This is a genomic window from Alterileibacterium massiliense, assembly GCF_900104645.1.
GTDB classification, from domain to species: Bacteria; Bacillota; Clostridia; order Peptostreptococcales; family Anaerovoracaceae; genus Alterileibacterium; species Alterileibacterium massiliense.
On record NZ_FNWE01000002.1, the window covers coordinates 623,568 to 641,437 of the forward strand.

Here is a 17,870-nt window from a genome sequence, read left to right on the forward strand (position 1 = left end):
AATGGTTAATCCCATGGAAAATCCAAGAGTTCGTGAAGAGATGAAAAAGGCTATGATAAAACCTTTAAATGATAAAAGCAAGGTAAAGAAAGTTATAGGAATAGTTAGCGGTAAAGGCGGAGTAGGAAAATCTCTCGTGACAGGACTATCTGCTGTATCTGCATCTAGAGCCGGATATAAGACGGCAATAATGGACGCCGATATAACTGGTCCATCTATTCCTAAGATGTTCGGAGTTCATCAAAAAGCTGAGATAAAGACAGGAGAAATATATCCACTTGTAACAAACTCTGGAATAGAGATTATTTCTCTAAATCTGCTTACTGATAATGAAACCGATCCTGTAATATGGAGAGGACCGATTATCGGTGGAGTTGTCAGCCAATTTTGGACAGATGTGGTCTGGGGCGACATAGATGTTATGTTTATAGATATGCCACCTGGCACAGGAGATGTTGCCCTTACAGTTTTCCAATCAATCCCACTAGATGGTATAATCGTTGTTACATCACCTCAGGACCTTGTTTCTATGATAGTAATGAAGGCGATTAACATGGCAGAGATGATGGATATTCCTGTGCTTGGAATTGTAGAAAATATGAGCTATCTTGAATGTCCAAGCTGTCAGGAGAAAATTGAAATATTCGGGCCTAGCAGGGCTTCTGAGGTTGCACATCAGAATAAGACTGTAGTTTTAGATAGAATACCTATTGACCCTGATTACGCTCATCTTACAGATCAGGGTTTGATAGAGTTTTATCTGACAGATGCCATGAAGGGTATACCAGATTTGATTAAGGAGCTAATGGAAAAGAATGAATGAGTTAATAAGACTCGATAATATAAGCAAATCCTTTGGGGATAATCATATCCTCGAAGGATTGTCGCTTTCCATAAATAAGAACGAATTTGTAACAATTCTCGGTCCCTCTGGTTGCGGAAAGACTACTCTCCTAAGAATAATAGGAGGCTTTGAGATGCCAGATAGCGGGCGAGTTTTTTTTGATGGTAAAGATATTACAAATATTCCTGCAAATGAGCGTCATGTAAATACAGTTTTTCAAAACTATGCACTTTTTCCGCATATGAATGTTTTGGATAATGTCGCCTTTGGGCTTAGAGTTTTAGGACTTCCCGAAGATGAGATAGGAGAGAGGGTGAATGAAGCTCTTTCCATGGTGAAATTATCAGGGTATGAAAAGAGGACAATTGACAAATTATCAGGAGGTCAGCAGCAGAGAGTTGCTATGGCTAGAGCTATTGTAAACAGACCAAGGGTATTATTACTTGATGAACCTCTTGCCGCACTTGATTTGAAATTAAGGCAGGAGATGCAATATGAACTTGTCAGGATAAAAAATGAACTTGGAATCACCTTCCTATTTATAACTCATGATCAGGAAGAAGCTCTGACAATGTCAGATACTGTAGTAGTAATGAACGATGGTGTTATCCAGCAGATGGGCAGTCCGGAGTCGATATATAATGAGCCTATCAATGCCTTTGTAGCTGATTTCATAGGCGATAGCAATATTCTTGACGGAATAATGAGAGATGACAGGGTTATAGAGATAGGTGGCACCATATTTGAATGTGTTGATACGGGGTTTGCCAAGGATGAGCCAGTCGATGTGATGATAAGACCTGAAGATATAGAGATAAGACCTTATGGTAAAGGAAATTTAAATGCTGTCATCACAAGTTCTCTTTTTATAGGAATGCATTATGAGATGCTCGCTGAGAGCGAGTTAAATACCGGATTTGAATGGCTAATTCAAAATTACAATTCATATGAGGTAGGATCTAAGGTCGGAATGTATGTAAAACCGGAGAATATACAGATAATGCACAAGCCTAAAACTGAGGATGAGAAAGCTCTCGATATTGAAATATATTAATTTTAAGCATATAAACAAATTGATTTCAAATTTACAAATTTTGCCTTGGAGGTTAGGTTGAAAAAGCAGGGAAGATGGACAATGCCTTTTATAATTTGGATTGTAATAGGCACTATAATTCCAATATTATCCATTGCCTACTATGGCTTTACATCAAGCCATGGCGGTTTTACCATGGAAAATATTTTCGCAATAAGAAGTCCTGAACATAGCAAGGCACTTCTTTTATCACTAATACTCTCTGCGATATGTACTCTTGTCTGCTTATTTTTAGCCTTTCCGATGGCTATGATTTTAAGAAATGCAAAGCATGGAAAGGGCGGATTTATAATATTTGTCTTTATTCTTCCGATGTGGATGAATTTTTTGCTTCGCACTATGGCATGGCAGGTTCTTTTGGAAAAACAAGGTGTTATAAATGGAATTTTTGAAGCAATTGGCTTACCTAGGCAGGGGCTTATGAATACGCCGGCTGCCATAGTGCTCGGCATGGTATATGATTTTTTGCCATTTATGATATTGCCAATTTATAATGCTGTGACTAAGATAGATGAACATTTTATTGAAGCGGCATATGATCTAGGTGCAAAGCCACATACCATATATTCTAAGATAATAATTCCTCTTGCAATACCTGGCATAATAAGCGGAATTACCATGGTCTTTATACCAGCACTTACGACCTTCGCAATATCAAATATGCTTGGAGGAGGAAAGATTAATTTAATAGGAAATATTATAGAGCAGGAATTTATAGCCAGCTCAAATTGGTACCTAGGTTCCGGCTTATCCTTGATAATGATGACTTTTATCATCATAAGCATGGTTATTCTTCAGCATTTTGATAAATCTGAGGGAGGTAACCTGATATGAAAAAGGTAGTAAGCAGAGCCTATGTAATACTTATAGCGATTTTTCTATATTTACCTATAGCAACCCTCATAATCCTTTCTTTTAACAAGAGCAAGTCTATGTCGGTTTGGACAGGATTTACTTTTGACTGGTATAGCGAGATGATTCACGACAGATTGATGATGAATGCGATACTAAATACATTTTCAATTGCATTAATATCAGCTCTGATCGCAACCATAATTGGAACGATGGCTTGCATAGGCATGAAAAATATGACAAAACGCGTTCAAAATTTACTGCTTGGATTTAATAATATACCTTTGCTAAATGCGGATATAGTTACCGGAATTTCACTCATGCTATCCTTTCTTGCATTTGGAATTTCGCTTGGATATACGACCATTCTTATATCTCATATAACTTTTTCAATACCATATGTAATACTTTCGGTTAGACCTAGAATGAATAAAAAAACTGAGGGCTTATATGAGGCGGCACTTGATTTGGGAGCTTCTCACTCATATGCTTTTAGAAAGGTTGTCCTGCCGGAGCTTATTCCCGGAATCACTTCGGGATTTCTCCTTTCATTTACGATGTCTGTAGATGATTTTATTATCACTTATTTTACAAGGGGAGCAGGAATTAACACCATTTCGACTAGGATATATAGCGAGATAAAGGTGGGAATAAGACCTTCGCTTTTCGCACTTTCTACGGTAGTTTTTCTCACCGCACTGATAATTCTTCTTATAATTAATTTCAAAACTCAAAGAGGAGGAGAAAGAGAAATTGAAATTTTTTAAGGATGGAAGCAAAGTTTATAAATACTTTTTTCTGATTTTTTCTATCTCAATTTTTATGTCCCTATTTACTTCATGCAGGCACGCAGGGGAAAATGGCTCGGTGTATGTATATAGCTATGGTGATTATTATGACCCTGAGATTATAAAGGAGTTTGAAGCTAAGACGGGAATAAGCGTTATTCAGGACTCATATGACACGGCTGAAGAAATGTATCATGTAGTTAAGAAAAGCACAGCTAGGTATGATGTTATATGTACATCTGACTATATGATTGATAAGCTGAGGAAGGAAGAATTGCTATCCCCTCTTAATAAGGCAAATATTCCAAATATTGCAAATATGGATCCAATATATATGAAGAAATCAGAAGAATTTGATCCTGATAACAAATTTTCCGTGCCCCATGTTGCAGGTGTTGCAGGAATTGTCTACGACAAAAAAAGGGTGGATGAAAAAGACATCGACTCGTGGAATGTGCTATGGGATAAAAAATATAAAAATGAAATAATCATGCCTGATAGCGTTAGAGATGCTTTTATGATTTCACTAAAAAGACTTGGGTATTCTGAGAATAGTGTAAATGAGAAAGAGATTAAAGAAGCTACGAGAGAGCTTATAAAACAAAAGCCTCTAGTTTATAAATATGCAAATGACAGTGCCAGAGATTTGGTAGCGGACGGTTCTGCAAAGCTTGGCATAATATGGAATGGAGAATACTATTATACTCATGAACTTAATAAAGATGTCTCATTTGTAGTTCCAAAAGAGGGAAGCGAGAGTTTTATAGATTCTTGGATAATACCAAAATCTGCACAGAATAAAGAAAATGCAGAAAAGTGGTTAAACTACCTCTGCGAGGCAAGGGTTGCCAAAAAGAATTTCGATTACCTCTATTATACGATTCCTAATCTTGGAGCGATGAGGTTGATAGATGACGAGTATATTAATAATGAATCAATTTTCCCAACAGAAGAAACACTCGAAAGATGCAATGGATTAAAATCCCTTGGTTCAGAAGCTGATCTCATGTATGGAGAATACTGGAAAAAGGTAAAATCAGCAAGATAGGCTGGAATATCACATAAAAAACATAAAATTACTCCATTATTTCGTTGACATAGGTGAAGTGATGGGGTATATTATTGATAGTGATTAGCACTCTTTAGCAATGAGTGCTAATAAAACAAGAACTTAGGAGGCGATAAGATGGCATTAAGTGAAAGAAAATTAAAAATTCTTCAAGCGGTTATAAATGACTATGTCTTAAATGCTGAACCTGTCGGCTCTAGGACCTTATCAAAGCATCACGATCTCGGAATAAGTCCGGCTACGATAAGAAATGAGATGGCTGACCTTGAGGATATGGGATATTTAACCCATCCGCACACATCTGCCGGTAGAGTTCCGTCTGATAAGGCATATAGATTATATGTAAATAATTTAATGGAGAGGGATGCGATAGACCCCGCTGAGAAGCAGATAATAAATGAAAGACTTAGGCAGGATTTAGGAGAATTTGATGCGACATTAAGGCACGCGGCGGCACTTTTAAGCGAAATAACAAACCTTGCATCTTTTGCAATGACACCTCAGTCTTCGCAAGACAAGCTTAACTTCATTAAACTAATGCCATTCGATGATGATTCTGTTGTACTTATGATAGTATCTGAAAGTGGTAATATTACAAATCAAAGGCTTAAAATCAATATGCCTTATACGAATGAATCACTTGATATTTTGTCTAAGAGTATGACTTATCAGTACAAAGGGACGACGATAGATGAAGCCCTTAAGTCGAGAGTAATTATCGATGCACAAGATGATTTGAATGCTATGAGTATGCTGGCTGACAGCGTTATGCCTAACTTTATCAAGAGCCTTGAGGATATGCTCAATGTAAATCTCTATATGGAAGGGCTTTCTAATATATTCAATATACCTGAATATAGCAATATAGATAGAGCAAAAGCATTTATAGATTTAGTAAGCAAGAGAGAGGAATTTGCAAGAGACCTTCTTCAAAGAGATGATGGAGTAATGGTCACGATAGGAAGCGAAAATGCAGAAGAAGCAATGCAAGACAGCACTTTAATAACAGCGACCTATCATGTAGATGGAAGACTTGTCGGTAAGATTGGTGTAATTGGTCCGACTAGGATGAAATATAGCAAGATAACCTCAATAGTAGAATATTTGACTGATAATCTCAGTGAATCATTTAGTTTAATTAGTGGAAAGGACGATAATAAGGATGGCTGATGAGAAGAAATATGACAAAGGTCTTGGAGAAAAAAAGGAAGCGATGAAAGAAAATTCAGAACTATCAGGAAATGAAGAAAAAGTAGAATCTAAAGAGGCTGTAGATGCTAAGGAAGCTAAGAAAGATAAGGAATTGAAGGAAGATATGAAAGCTGAAGAAAGCATATCCAAAGAAGCTAAATCAAATGAGAATAAAGAGGTAGCTGACGAAGATATTAGCGAAGAAATCAGCGTTGAAGATTTTAAAAAGCAAGCTGACGACAGATATGCAAGGCTTATGGCTGAATTTCAAAATTTTAAAAAGAGATCTGCTAAGGAAAAGCAGGATATTCATTCTTATGCAAATGAGAAGATAATAAAGGATTTGCTAGATGTTCTAGATAATTTTGAAAGAGCAATATCGCTTATGGAAAATGGAAATCCCGATGTAAAATCTGATGAAAATAATGCCATGCAAGAAGGAATAAGCCTGATATTAAGCCAGCTTTTAGAAGTTTTGACAAAGGCGGGATTAGAAGAAATAGAAGCACTTGGGCAAGAATTTGATCCTAAATTTCATCATGCAGTCCTAAATGAGCCGTCAGATGAATTTAAAAGCGGTGAAGTTAGTAAAGTTTTACAAAAAGGATATAAGCTTAATGACAGAGTGATAAGACCGGCAATGGTCGTTGTCTCAGAATAAATTTATAATAAATATTGAATAAATAAAAAATATATAACACGAAAAATTATTAATAAAAAGAGTAAAGGAAAATTAGAAAGGTAGGAAATAAAAATGAGCAAGGTAATAGGAATTGACTTAGGAACAACAAATAGCTGCGTTGCAGTATTAGAGGGCGGAGAGCCTACAGTTATAGCAAATGCTGAGGGATCGAGGACAACTCCTTCAGTGGTTGCATTTACAAAGGACGGAGAAAGACTTGTAGGTGAAACAGCTAAGAGGCAGGCTGTAACGAATACAGAAAGAACGATAGCATCGATCAAAAGACATATGGGAGAAAATTTTACCGTAGATATTGATGGCAAAAAATATACTCCACAGGACATCAGTGCTATGATTTTAGGCAAGCTAAAGAGCGATGCTGAAGCATATCTTGGAGAAAAGGTAACAGAGGCTGTAATAACAGTTCCTGCATATTTCTCAGATGCACAAAAGCAGGCTACAAAAGATGCCGGAAAGATTGCAGGACTAGATGTAAAGAGAATTATCAATGAGCCGACTGCAGCATCTCTTGCATATGGACTAGATAAAGACACTGGTTCACACAAGATCTTGGTTTATGACTTGGGTGGCGGCACCTTTGATGTATCAATTCTCGAGCTTGGAGATGGAGTATTTGAGGTTCTTGCAACAAATGGAGACACACAGCTCGGAGGAGATGACTTCGATAATAAGATAATTGATTTCTTGGTAGATGAATTTAAGAAGCAAAACAATGTGGATCTTAGAACAAATAATATGGCTATGCAGCGTCTAAAGGAAGCAGCAGAAAAGGCGAAGAAAGAGCTTTCAAGTGCATTGAACACGCAAATCACATTGCCATATATCTTTGTTAATGACAATGGACCTTTGAATCTAGACATTTCACTATCAAGAGCAAAATTTGAACAGCTCACATCAGGCCTTGTAGAAAGAACAATGGATCCAGTTAAGAAGGCTATAAAGGATGCAGGTGTAAGCAATTCAGATATTAGCAAGGTAATCTTGGTTGGTGGTTCAACAAGGATTCCGGCTGTTCAGGAAGCAGTAAAGAAGATTACAGGAAAGGATCCATTCAAGGGAATTAACCCAGATGAGTGCGTAGCTGTTGGTGCTGCTATTCAGGCAGGCGTTTTGACAGGAGAGGTTAATGATGTTCTTCTACTAGATGTAACACCTCTTTCACTATCAATAGAAACTCTTGGAGGAGTTGCAACAAAGCTAATTGAGAGAAATACTACTATACCTACAAAGAAGAGCCAGATTTTCTCAACAGCTGCTGATAATCAGACTGCAGTAGACATTCATGTTATGCAGGGTGAGAGAGAGATGGCAAATGACAATATAACACTTGGTAGATTCCAGCTGACCGGTATAGCACCAGCTCCAAGGGGCATTCCTCAGATTGAAGTTACCTTTGATATAGATGCAAATGGAATAGTAAATGTAAGTGCTAAGGACATGGGAACAGGTCAGGAGCAAAGGATTACAATTACATCATCTACAAAGCTGACAGAGGAAGAAATCAACCAAAAGGTAAAGGAAGCAGAGCAATTTGCTGAAGAGGATAAGAAGAAGAAAGAAGCTGTAGAGGCTAAAAATCAAGCTGAAACAATGATATTTGAAACGGAAAAACAGCTTGATGAACTCGGAGATAAGGTAACAGATAGTGAAAAAGAGAGCATTAATAATGCAAAAGAAGAATTAAAGAAAGCTGTAGAGTCTGGAGATACAGAGGAAATAAAGAAAAAGACTGAGGAATTGACAAACGCTTTCTATCCTGTTTCTAGCAGAATTTATCAGGAGGCTCAGCAGGCACAGCAAGCACAGCAGGATTCGGCTTCTGCTCAGAATGCCGGTCCTAATTCGCAGGACTCAAATACTGTAGATGCTGATTACGAGGTTGTAGACGAAGACAACTAGTTTTAACAGGAGGTGGGTTATTCCCACCTCCATGATAAGTGTACGGAAGGATAAGGATATTTAATAATGGCTGACAAAAGAGATTATTATGAGGTGCTTGGCTTAAAAAAAGGTGCTTCAGATGAGGAGATAAAAAAAGCCTTCAGAAAGATGGCTATGAAATATCACCCCGACAGGAATCCAGACAATAAAGAGGCTGAGGAAAAGTTTAAGGAAGTAAATGAGGCTTATGCAATCCTGTCAGATCCTGATAAAAAAAGTAAATATGATAGGTTCGGCCATGCGGGTGTAGATCCTAATGCAGGTTTTGGCGGAGGCGGATTTGGTGGCTTCGGAGGATTTGACTTTGGAGATATTTTTGGAGATATGTTCGGTGGATTTGGAAGAGGAAACTCTGAGAATAGAGGACCTCAAAGAGGAGCAGATCTTCAAAAACAGATAGTTATAGATTTTAAAGAAGCAATATTTGGTTGCAAAAAAGAAATTCAAATTACCAAAAATGTTAGGTGCAAGACTTGTAATGGTGAGGGAAATGCTCCAGGTACATCTAAGAAAACCTGTGATCAGTGCAATGGAACTGGTAGAATAACTACTATCAGACAGACAATTTTGGGACAGATGCAATCACAATCAGTCTGCTCTAAATGTGGTGGAAGCGGAGAAATCATTGAAACACCTTGTAAGGATTGCCATGGAACAGGAATAAAGAGAAAGACTGTAAAAATCAATATTGATATACCTGCTGGTGTTGACAATGATAGTGTTATTCCAATTAGAGGACAGGGTGAGCCAGGCCCACATGGAGGACCATCTGGAGATTTATATGTTGTAATAGGAGTAAGACCTCATAGCACATATAAACGAAAAGGCGATGATTTATATCTTGAAATGCCAATAAGCTTTGAGCAAGCTGCACTTGGCTCTAAGCTAACGGTACCGGGATTTGGAGAAACATATACTTATACTCTACCTGCAGGTTCTCAGAGCGGTCAGAATTTCAGGCTTAAGGGTAAGGGCGTTACAAATCCAAGGACGGGAAGGCGTGGCGACTTATATGTTACTATAAAAGTCGAAGTACCTACCAAGCTAAGCCCTAAGGAGAAGAAAGCCATAAGAGAGATGGCAGATGCGATAAAAGATTCTTCATATGTTAAGAAGAGTAGGTTTGATAATTTAAAATTCTAAAAAATAAACTTGATGATAATGAGCAAAATTCCAAAACTTGGACAGCTTAATCAAACAAATTGATCAAACAACTAAAAAGGACTGGAACCTGCATTACGCAGGAATCAGTCTCTTTTAATTTGCTCTCAAATGAAGCCTAATCTTCATAGAAGCCTAGTCTTCATATCCATTTTTTTATTATGAAATCGTCAAAGATACTATCTTTGTATTTACCTTTACCTGTTATGACAACATATCCTGTTCCCTCATGGGAATTTTTAATATATGAAATACCATAATCTTTTCCCTCACGAAGCCTTTTAATGCCATATTTTACATACACTCTAGGCTTAATAGGCTTGTTTAAATATCTAAAAATACGATCTTCTTTATTAAATACAATCTTTGCATCTTTTAAAGATTTCCTCTTTGAATTTTCTGGGACATGAGACCTTAAATGTTTTGATGGTTTTAAATACATGAAGTTCATGTCCGTATTACCATCTATTCCATTGATTTTCCCCTCGTCAGACGACTGCCATATTAGATATGGATATTCTAAATCGGTTTCACTGCTGTAGTGAGCAATCCATATATTTGTTCTCTTGCTATTAGCATTAATATCTAAGGTTTTTGTAAGAAAATTATAATTTCCATATAACATTGAATCGTAACCGGCATCCTCTACAGCCCTGCAAAATGAATCAACTATCTTTGAAGTTTTTCCATCGAGAGTGCCTTCATTTAATGCCTTTTCAAGACGGCCCCCTGTGACGAGTTCATAATCCATAACCAAGGGTAGCTGAATTTCATGTTCATTTGCAATATCGACTAAAAATTCAGCTTCGTCCTTTGCCTCCTCTTTAGAAGTTGCCTGCGAAAACATATATGCACCAATCATAAGCCCTGCTTTTCTCGCATCTTCTGAATTTTTATCAAACATTATATCTTTGTGAAATTTGCCAGTATCATAGTCGGAATAACCTGCCCTCAGTATTACGAAATCAATTCCTGACGACTTTACCTTATTCCAATCAATATTTTTCCCCTGAATCGCACTGACATCAATGCCATTTAAAACGATATGTTTTTTAAAAGATTCACTATGCTTAAATTGAGAGGTATTTATTTTTGGAAGTTCTTCGCTATGCTTATTAAGGAAGATAAGTACGGATATAATTGCTATTATTAAAATAATCCCACCTATGACTATAGGAGTTTTTATAAGTGCTTTTTTGGAATTTCTTGTTTTATTTTTGCTTTTCATTAAGATGAACCTCAAAATACTCGTGATAATACAATTAAGTTATAATAGATAAATTCATGCAAATTATACCATTATATGGAGTTATATTTAATATATTGAGATAAATAAATAATTATTTCACATATTTAACTACAAACTATTTTTCTTTGTGTTATAATAGCATAAAGAAAGAATTCTAGGAATCGTAAGACTAATTTAATGTTTCTGAAAGGAGATTTTTTCGAAATGGTTAATGAAAAGTATTATGGCTATGGTACAGCCCCATCTGTAATTAGAGATTTATTCGCTTATGGACTTGAGGCTGCAAAGAAGGTAGGCAAGGAAAATGTATATGATTACTCACTAGGTAATCCAAGTATTCCTGCTCCTGCAAAGGTTAATGAGAAGATTAAAGAATATGCTGATGGAGATTCAATTGCTCTACATGGCTATTCAGTAGCTGCTGGACATGAAGATGTTCGTCAGAAGCTTGCTGACAACCTAAATGAGAGATTTGATGTAAATGCAAAAGCTTCAGAGCTATTCATGACTTGTGGTTGTGCACCTGCACTTATTTCTACAGCTAAGGGTATTGCAGCAGATGAGAATAGCGAATTTATCGTTATCGCTCCATATTTCCCAGAGTACAATATCTTCTTTGGTGCTGCTGGAAAAGTTAAGGTAGTTCCACCTGACACAGAGCATTTCCAGATTAATATGCCTGAGCTAGCAAAGGCTGTTAATGAAAAGACAGTTGCTGTTGTTATCAACACTCCTAACAACCCATCAGGTGTTGTTTATACAAGAGAAACGCTACAGAAGATTGGTGACTTCCTCAAGAAGAAGGGTGAGGAATTTGGACACCCAATCTATATCTTAGCTGATGAGCCATATAGAGAGCTTGTATATGGTGGCATAGAAGTACCATTTATTCCAACTATCTATGACAACACAATCGTTTGCTATAGCTGGTCTAAGTCACTATCTCTTCCTGGAGAGAGAATTGGTTATGTTTATGTTCCTGAAAAATGTGCAGATGGCAAAAAGGTATATGCTGCTGTTGCAGGTGCTGCAAGAGAGCTTGGACAGGTTTGCCCTCCAACATTGATTCAGAAGGTTGTAGGCGACTGCGTAGGTTGTATGCCTGACCTAGAAGCATATGATGTTAATAGAACTCTTCTATACAACAGCTTGATTGAATATGGTTATGAAGTTGCTAAGCCAGACGGTGCATTCTATATGTTTGTTAAGGCTCCAAATGGTGACGCAAATGCTTATAGCGAAAAGGCTAAGCTTGAGCACAACTTGCTCGTAGTTCCTGGAGATGGATTCGGATGCCCTGGATATTTCAGACTATCATACTGCGTATCTAAGAAGACAATCGAAGATTCACTTCCAGCATTCAAGGCAATGATTGAAAGCTACAAATAGTAGTTTCTGATTATTATCTAGAATAGAAAATTTTAGCTTTTAAAGAGGTATGGGAAATCCTATGCCTCTTTTTTATTTTCTAATTAATTCTATTTAATTCTGATTAATTCTTGCTATCTCTGATTAATTTTTGCTAATGATGATTTAATTCTGATTGATTCTGGTTTTTTGTTAATCAGTATTCTTTTGAAATTTATCTCTATGAGAAATTTGAGATTTTTATTAAATTCACTGGTGATAACAAAATATTTATAATTAGTTTAGACTAAAAAAATTTAAAAAAAGACTTGCAAAATTATCTAAAAATATTATACTTAATTCGGTTAGTTAAATATAACAATTTAAATAAATATTTGGGAGGAATTTATGGAATTAAATTTTTGCAAGTCAAAGCTACTTTCTTTGATAGCTATGGTAATCATGGTCTTATCTTTAGCACCATTTAATGTTTTTGCTAATGATACAAATGCAAATGATGTAAATCCTATTGATAATAATGGTGAAAAATTTGTTATGATGAATGTTCCATATAGTGATTTTTATGGAGAGCAAGTTGATGCTGTAACTTCTGCAACAAAGAAAAAGACACAAAATGAAAGATTGGTTGCTGGTTCTTATCACACACAAGATGGAAGCAAAATTTTGGGAGTTACCTGCCCGGTTAAGATATCTGATGGAATTGATTTAAGTAAATATAAAAAAGTAAATTCTGAAGCAGAGCTTTTCTCAGCCGAGGATTATTCTTATGCCGATATTAATTATGTTCCAAGCTTTTATCTTGAAGCAACAAACAATGCTGGAGCATTAAAATTTAATATTCCTAAGAGCGTTGAAGACGCAAAGAAAGAAGTAAATCCTGATGTTGGTGAAGTCATTACAGATGATCATCATGTAGATTACGCAATCAAACTTAAAAATGCGGAAACATTTTTGCTAGATAGCACAAAGGTATTTGGAGTAAAAATTAAGGGATACGGAAGTGGTTATTCCAAGAAAACAAAGAATTTAACTCAGCTAAATAATATCTTCGCAAAAAACCAAATAGGTGGTTCTAAGGAAGATTTTGGAGACTTTATTGGTGGAGTAATTGAAAAGATTATCTATTATACATCTGACGGAATCTATGAAATTAATAATATAAGATTGAATGTTCCTAAGATTGTAGATAATAAGAATGGAGAAGCTCTTAAGGTCGATGACGCACCTTATGGCACCGGCAGTACAAAGGTTAAAGTAAATTTACCTCAACACTACATAGCAACCTATTATCTCGATGGAAATGAAATAGAAATTGATAATGGTAGAATTGTGACTAAGAATCTTTCAATTGGAACGCATAAGTTAACTGCAAAGGACAGGTTTAAAGAATTTTCTAATATTGATGCTATATTTACAATTACAACTGATAAGATGCCCGCTAAATACGACGGAAGTAAAGCAATAATAAAAAATGATAATGCTACAGATGAAGAATTTAATGCCTATCTTAATAATATAACAAGGGTACAAATCAAGGTAGGAAATAAGGTTAAATCATATAAAATAAATGGTCGACACGGAGTTCCAATTATAGATAAGAAGACTGGCGAGCTCGATTTTGAATCTGATAAGGTTGCAAGAATAAAAGCAGATTTCCCAGATCTATCAAAAGCAGAAGTTACAATAATGTCAGCTGGTTATCCTGAACTTTCATTTGAATTGAAAGAAAAAACAGAAGATATTAATGGCGGTAATCAAAATGACGATAAAAAAATAAATGATAATTCTGATAAGAATAAGGTTGATACAAATAAAAATAAATCAAGTAAACCTCAAACTGGCGATGAAAGTTCATTTATTTCTTTAATATTACTTGGAATTATAATATCAGGACTTGGAATATCTTCATTAAAAAAACAAAGATAAAAATAATACAATTTAAACATTATTAAAAAATATTATAGCTATGGCAAAAGGCAATAAAAAAAGAACGATGGGAGACACTTCCATCGTTCTTGGCGTAATTAACTTTTACGCTGTGGGGACGGGTGAGAATTATTTATCTGACTTTAGATTGTTTAAGCGTTTTTCGAGTCTTGAAACATTCCTAGCTGCAGAATTCTTGTGAATAACATTCTTTGATGAAGCCTTCATAAGAGTTTTCTGTGCAAGCTTAAATGATTCTTCAGCTTTTGCTACATCATTATCAGCTTCAGCTAGAGCAAAGTCCTTAAGTGCTTTTTTATAATGAGCCTTAGCCTTTGCATTGCGTACTCTCTGCTTTTCCTGAGTCAGAACTCTCTTTTTTGCGGATTTAATATTTGCCATTTTATTCCCCACTTTCTTTAAAATAATGTATTAATTCGCAACGGCAATTATACAATAGCAAATTAAATAAAGCAAGCTTAATACACTTTTTTAGCTCATATTCCTTATGTTATAATGAGACGAAAAGCTTCAAAAACAAATCAACTAACTAAAAGAAGATAAAAATCATTAAAAAAATATTAAGTATGAAGAACTAAAATAAGTAAAAACATAAATTATTAAGAACCAAAAAGTAAAAAAAGAAATATCAAGATTTAAAAGGAAATAAAAATATGAATTATCTCGATAAAATTAGAAATTTTAGCATTATCGCCCATATAGACCACGGAAAATCAACTCTTGCAGACCGTCTGATTGAAACCTGCGGGCTTGTGGAAAGCCGTATTATGACCAATCAATATCTTGATAATATGGATATTGAAAGGGAGAGAGGTATTACAATAAAGCTTCAGACGACTAGATTAAGCTATAAATCTAAAGATGGAGATGAGTACATATTAAATCTCATCGATACCCCAGGTCATGTGGATTTTAATTATGAAGTGTCAAGAAGCCTAGCAGCCTGTGACGGAGCAGTTCTTGTTGTCGATGCAACTCAGGGAGTAGAAGCACAAACACTTGGTAATGTTTATCTCGCATTAGATGAGGACTTAGAGATAATGCCTGTGCTCAACAAGATGGATTTGGAAAGTGCAAGACCTGAGGAATGTAAAGATGAAATCGAGGAAATAATAGGGATCGAGGCAAGCGACGCTTCTTGCATATCTGCAAAGACAGGAATGGGAATAGATACCTTGCTAGAGGATTTAATACATAAGATTCCTGCCCCTAAGGGGAATCCCGATGGGAAGTTAAAAGCTCTTATTTTTGATTCCAAATATGATAGTTATAAAGGTGTCGTAATATACACAAGGATATTTGACGGAAGGGTAAAAAAGAATGACATCATCGAGCTTATGAATACAAAGAAGCAATATGAGGTCACAGAAGTGGGCTTTTGCATACCGGAAATGAAACCGGCTAAAGAACTCAAGGCAGGAGAGGTAGGATATATATGTGCAAGCATAAAGCAGGTTAGAGATGCAAGAGTTGGAGATACTATAACACTTGCAAAAGATAGAGCAGACCAACCTTTAAAGGGATATAAAAAAGCTAATTCTATGGTATTTTGCGGAATATATCCTGCAGAAGGTGAAAAATATGAAAATGTTAAAGAAGCTCTTGAAAAGCTTCAGGTAAATGATGCTGCTTTTAATTTTGAACCAGAAAATTCGACAGCCTTGGGATTTGGATACAGGTGCGGATTCTTGGGATTGCTCCACATGGATGTCATAGTTGAAAGACTTGAAAGGGAATTTGATTTAGACATAATAACCACACTGCCGAGCGTAATATATAAGGTGATAATGAAAAATGGCAAGGAAATTATGGTTCAAAATCCGTCCAATTTACCTGATCCTGCGGAAATTGAAAGTATTGAGGAACCGATAGTTCTTGCAGATATAATGACTCCGAAGGAATATGTCGGTTCTGTCATGACGATATGCCAAAAGAGGCGTGGGCTTATGACGAAGATGGAATATCTTACGGAAACAAGGGTTCAAATTCACTACGAAATGCCTTTAAACGAGGTTATTTACGATTTCTTTGATGTGCTAAAATCTAATACCAAAGGTTATGCCTCGCTTGATTATGAATTTTTAAAATATAAGAAAGCCAAACTCGTTAAACTCGACATACTACTCAATAAACAGCTGGTCGATGCCTTCAGTACGATTGTTCCTGAAGAAAGTGCATATGCAAAAGGCAGGAATATGTGTGCTAAGTTAAAGAAATTAATTCCAATGCACCAGTTTGAAGTGCCAATACAGGCTGCAATTGGAAATAAGGTTATCGCAAGGGAGACGGTTAGAGCATATCGAAAAGATGTAATTGCAAAATGTTACGGAGGAGATATTTCAAGAAAGAAAAAATTGCTTGAAAAACAAAAAGAGGGAAAGAAAAGAATGCGTCAGTTTGGAACAGTCGATGTACCTCAGGAAGCTTTTACAGAGGTTCTTAAATTTGGCGATGATGAATAAAAAATCAGGGATTTACATACATATACCTTTTTGCTTGAAAAAATGTAGCTATTGCGGTTTTCTGTCAAAAGAGATAAGAAAAGATGACGATATAGGAGAAATAGATTTTTACATAAATAATCTTCTAAAGGAAATAAAGATTAGAAAAAATGACACAAATGGTAGCATTTTTGATACGATTTATTTTGGAGGTGGAACGCCGTCATTACTCAAAACGAAGCAGATAGAAAAAGTGCTCGATATACTTTATTCAAATTATAAATTTGATGAAGATATTGAGATTACCTTGGAAGCAAATCCCGAAACATTGAATAAGAGCAAGCTCAAAGAAATTAAATCTACAGGAATTAACCGCCTTTCTATGGGCATTCAGAGCTTTGATAATAAGGTTTTAAAAAGGATAGGCAGAATACACACAGCGGAAAAAGCGATAAGTGAATATAACAATGCAAGGGAAGCAGGTTTTAAAAATATAAGCATTGACCTAATGTTCTCTTTACCAAATACGGGAATTAATGATGCGAGGGAAGATTTGAAAAAAGCTGTCAATCTAGACCCTGAACACATATCATTTTATAGCTTGCAACTTGAAGAGGGGACTAAGTTCTTTGAGGAGTTTGAAAAGGGGGAGCTTGATGAGATTCCTGATGAGATAGATCGAAAAATTTATCATAGCGGAATTGAGATTTTAAAATCGCATGGTTATGAGCAATATGAGATTTCAAATTTTTCAAAAGCAAATTCAGATATAGGAATTAATTATCATTCAAGGCACAATTCAAAATATTGGAACATGAGCCCTTTTTCAGGATTTGGGCTTGGTGCAAGCTCCTATTTTTATTCAAAAGAAGAAAAAAATGAAGAATTTTCTGGAAATTTAAGGGTAGAGAATTACTCGGATATGAAAAAATATTCGGAAGCGATAAAAAGCGGAATAAGGCCATTCTCAGTTAAAAATGCAAATACATATGATGATGATTTGAGCGAGGCTATTTTTACTGGGCTGAGGAGAATAGATGGCATAAAATATGATGAAATAGGTGTGCTATCAAGAGAAGAATTTGAAGATATTTTTAAAGAGTCAAGGGATGAATTGTTAAAATTTGAGTCATTAGGATATATAGAGATGAATGATGAGGGCTTGAAACTAACAGAGAGAGGGATTGATATAAGCAATAAGATAATGTCGATTTTTGTATAAT

15 protein-coding genes are annotated in these 17,870 nt (G+C 35.7%); 13 read left to right on the forward strand and 2 right to left on the reverse strand.

The features are described from left to right. Position 1: 1 nt before the first annotated feature. The 9 genes from BQ5371_RS04780 to dnaJ all read left to right on the forward strand — a co-directional run bounded on the left by BQ5371_RS04780 (position 2) and on the right by dnaJ (position 9,624). Positions 2-823 (forward strand): Mrp/NBP35 family ATP-binding protein, encoded by an 822-nt coding sequence (locus tag BQ5371_RS04780; RefSeq protein ID WP_071132772.1) that lies wholly within the window; start codon positions 2-4, stop codon positions 821-823. Then, the gene (locus tag BQ5371_RS04785; RefSeq protein WP_071132773.1) at positions 816-1,898 is read left to right on the forward strand and encodes an ABC transporter ATP-binding protein; all 1,083 of its coding nucleotides are present in this window, start codon (positions 816-818) and stop codon (positions 1,896-1,898) included. Before BQ5371_RS04780 ends, BQ5371_RS04785 begins: the two co-directional genes overlap by 8 nt. Before the next feature lie 57 nt (positions 1,899-1,955). Beyond that, positions 1,956-2,771: an ABC transporter permease gene (locus tag BQ5371_RS04790; protein ID WP_331462939.1), complete on the forward strand. Its 816-nt coding sequence runs from the start codon at positions 1,956-1,958 to the stop codon at positions 2,769-2,771. Beyond that, positions 2,768-3,556, forward strand: coding sequence for an ABC transporter permease (locus BQ5371_RS04795; RefSeq protein ID WP_071132774.1), 789 nt, complete (start codon positions 2,768-2,770; stop codon positions 3,554-3,556). The genes BQ5371_RS04790 and BQ5371_RS04795 overlap by 4 nt, the downstream gene beginning before the upstream one ends. Continuing rightward, positions 3,543-4,625, forward strand: a complete 1,083-nt coding sequence (locus tag BQ5371_RS04800) for an ABC transporter substrate-binding protein (RefSeq protein ID WP_071132775.1) — start codon at positions 3,543-3,545, stop codon at positions 4,623-4,625. The genes BQ5371_RS04795 and BQ5371_RS04800 overlap by 14 nt, the downstream gene beginning before the upstream one ends. 138 nt (positions 4,626-4,763) lie before the next feature. Beyond that, the gene (gene hrcA / locus BQ5371_RS04805) at positions 4,764-5,816 is read left to right on the forward strand and encodes a heat-inducible transcriptional repressor HrcA (RefSeq protein WP_071132776.1); all 1,053 of its coding nucleotides are present in this window, start codon (positions 4,764-4,766) and stop codon (positions 5,814-5,816) included. After that, entirely contained in the window at positions 5,809-6,498 is a 690-nt protein-coding gene (gene grpE, locus BQ5371_RS04810; RefSeq protein WP_083377434.1) for a nucleotide exchange factor GrpE, read from the forward strand. The genes hrcA and grpE overlap by 8 nt, the downstream gene beginning before the upstream one ends. 93 nt (positions 6,499-6,591) lie before the next feature. Beyond that, on the forward strand, positions 6,592-8,439 hold the full coding sequence (dnaK, locus tag BQ5371_RS04815) for a molecular chaperone DnaK (RefSeq protein ID WP_071132777.1): 1,848 nt from the start codon (positions 6,592-6,594) through the stop codon (positions 8,437-8,439). 66 nt (positions 8,440-8,505) lie between these two features. Then, positions 8,506-9,624 carry a molecular chaperone DnaJ gene (gene dnaJ / locus BQ5371_RS04820; protein ID WP_071132778.1) on the forward strand — a complete coding sequence of 373 codons (1,119 nt, stop codon included), beginning with the start codon at positions 8,506-8,508 and terminating at the stop codon, positions 9,622-9,624. A 160-nt stretch (positions 9,625-9,784) separates the two neighbouring features. Here the strand turns inward: dnaJ and BQ5371_RS04825 are convergent, their stop codons facing one another. Then, the gene (locus BQ5371_RS04825; RefSeq protein ID WP_071132779.1) at positions 9,785-10,870 is read right to left on the reverse strand and encodes a glycoside hydrolase family 25 protein; all 1,086 of its coding nucleotides are present in this window, start codon (positions 10,868-10,870) and stop codon (positions 9,785-9,787) included. A gap of 225 nt (positions 10,871-11,095) precedes the next feature. Between BQ5371_RS04825 and BQ5371_RS04830 the strand changes: the two genes are divergently transcribed. After that, positions 11,096-12,280, forward strand: coding sequence for a pyridoxal phosphate-dependent aminotransferase (locus tag BQ5371_RS04830; protein WP_071132780.1), 1,185 nt, complete (start codon positions 11,096-11,098; stop codon positions 12,278-12,280). A gap of 366 nt (positions 12,281-12,646) precedes the next feature. Beyond that, positions 12,647-14,185, forward strand: coding sequence for an LPXTG cell wall anchor domain-containing protein (locus BQ5371_RS04835; protein ID WP_071132781.1), 1,539 nt, complete (start codon positions 12,647-12,649; stop codon positions 14,183-14,185). A gap of 129 nt (positions 14,186-14,314) precedes the next feature. Here the strand turns inward: BQ5371_RS04835 and rpsT are convergent, their stop codons facing one another. Next, a complete protein-coding gene (gene rpsT, locus BQ5371_RS04840) occupies positions 14,315-14,587 on the reverse strand; it encodes a 30S ribosomal protein S20 (protein WP_071132782.1) in 273 nt (90 codons plus the stop codon). 272 nt (positions 14,588-14,859) lie between these two features. On the opposite strand from rpsT, the gene lepA reads away from it, so the two are divergent. Together lepA and hemW are read left to right on the forward strand one after the other, a co-directional pair. Continuing rightward, complete coding sequence (gene lepA, locus BQ5371_RS04845; RefSeq protein WP_071132783.1) at positions 14,860-16,668, forward strand: translation elongation factor 4; 1,809 nt, start codon at positions 14,860-14,862, stop codon at positions 16,666-16,668. Then, the gene (gene hemW / locus BQ5371_RS04850; protein ID WP_083377435.1) at positions 16,616-17,869 is read left to right on the forward strand and encodes a radical SAM family heme chaperone HemW; all 1,254 of its coding nucleotides are present in this window, start codon (positions 16,616-16,618) and stop codon (positions 17,867-17,869) included. Before lepA ends, hemW begins: the two co-directional genes overlap by 53 nt. Position 17,870 lies beyond the last annotated feature (1 nt).

Bases quoted from the DNA above. Each gene is read 5' to 3' on its own strand.
- BQ5371_RS04795 (WP_071132774.1), top strand. From the start codon at position 2,768: ATGAAAAAGGTAGTAAGCAGAGCCTATGTAATACTTATAGCGATTTTT.
- lepA (WP_071132783.1), top strand. From the start codon at position 14,860: ATGAATTATCTCGATAAAATTAGAAATTTTAGCATTATCGCCCATATA.
- BQ5371_RS04780 (WP_071132772.1), top strand. From the start codon at position 2: ATGGTTAATCCCATGGAAAATCCAAGAGTTCGTGAAGAGATGAAAAAG.
- BQ5371_RS04835 (WP_071132781.1), top strand. From the start codon at position 12,647: ATGGAATTAAATTTTTGCAAGTCAAAGCTACTTTCTTTGATAGCTATG.
- dnaK (WP_071132777.1), top strand. From the start codon at position 6,592: ATGAGCAAGGTAATAGGAATTGACTTAGGAACAACAAATAGCTGCGTT.
- BQ5371_RS04785 (WP_071132773.1), top strand. From the start codon at position 816: ATGAATGAGTTAATAAGACTCGATAATATAAGCAAATCCTTTGGGGAT.
- dnaJ (WP_071132778.1), top strand. From the start codon at position 8,506: ATGGCTGACAAAAGAGATTATTATGAGGTGCTTGGCTTAAAAAAAGGT.
- grpE (WP_083377434.1), top strand. From the start codon at position 5,809: ATGGCTGATGAGAAGAAATATGACAAAGGTCTTGGAGAAAAAAAGGAA.
- hrcA (WP_071132776.1), top strand. From the start codon at position 4,764: ATGGCATTAAGTGAAAGAAAATTAAAAATTCTTCAAGCGGTTATAAAT.
- BQ5371_RS04825 (WP_071132779.1), bottom strand. From the start codon at position 10,870: ATGAAAAGCAAAAATAAAACAAGAAATTCCAAAAAAGCACTTATAAAA.
- hemW (WP_083377435.1), top strand. From the start codon at position 16,616: ATGTACCTCAGGAAGCTTTTACAGAGGTTCTTAAATTTGGCGATGATG.
- rpsT (WP_071132782.1), bottom strand. From the start codon at position 14,587: ATGGCAAATATTAAATCCGCAAAAAAGAGAGTTCTGACTCAGGAAAAG.
- BQ5371_RS04830 (WP_071132780.1), top strand. From the start codon at position 11,096: ATGGTTAATGAAAAGTATTATGGCTATGGTACAGCCCCATCTGTAATT.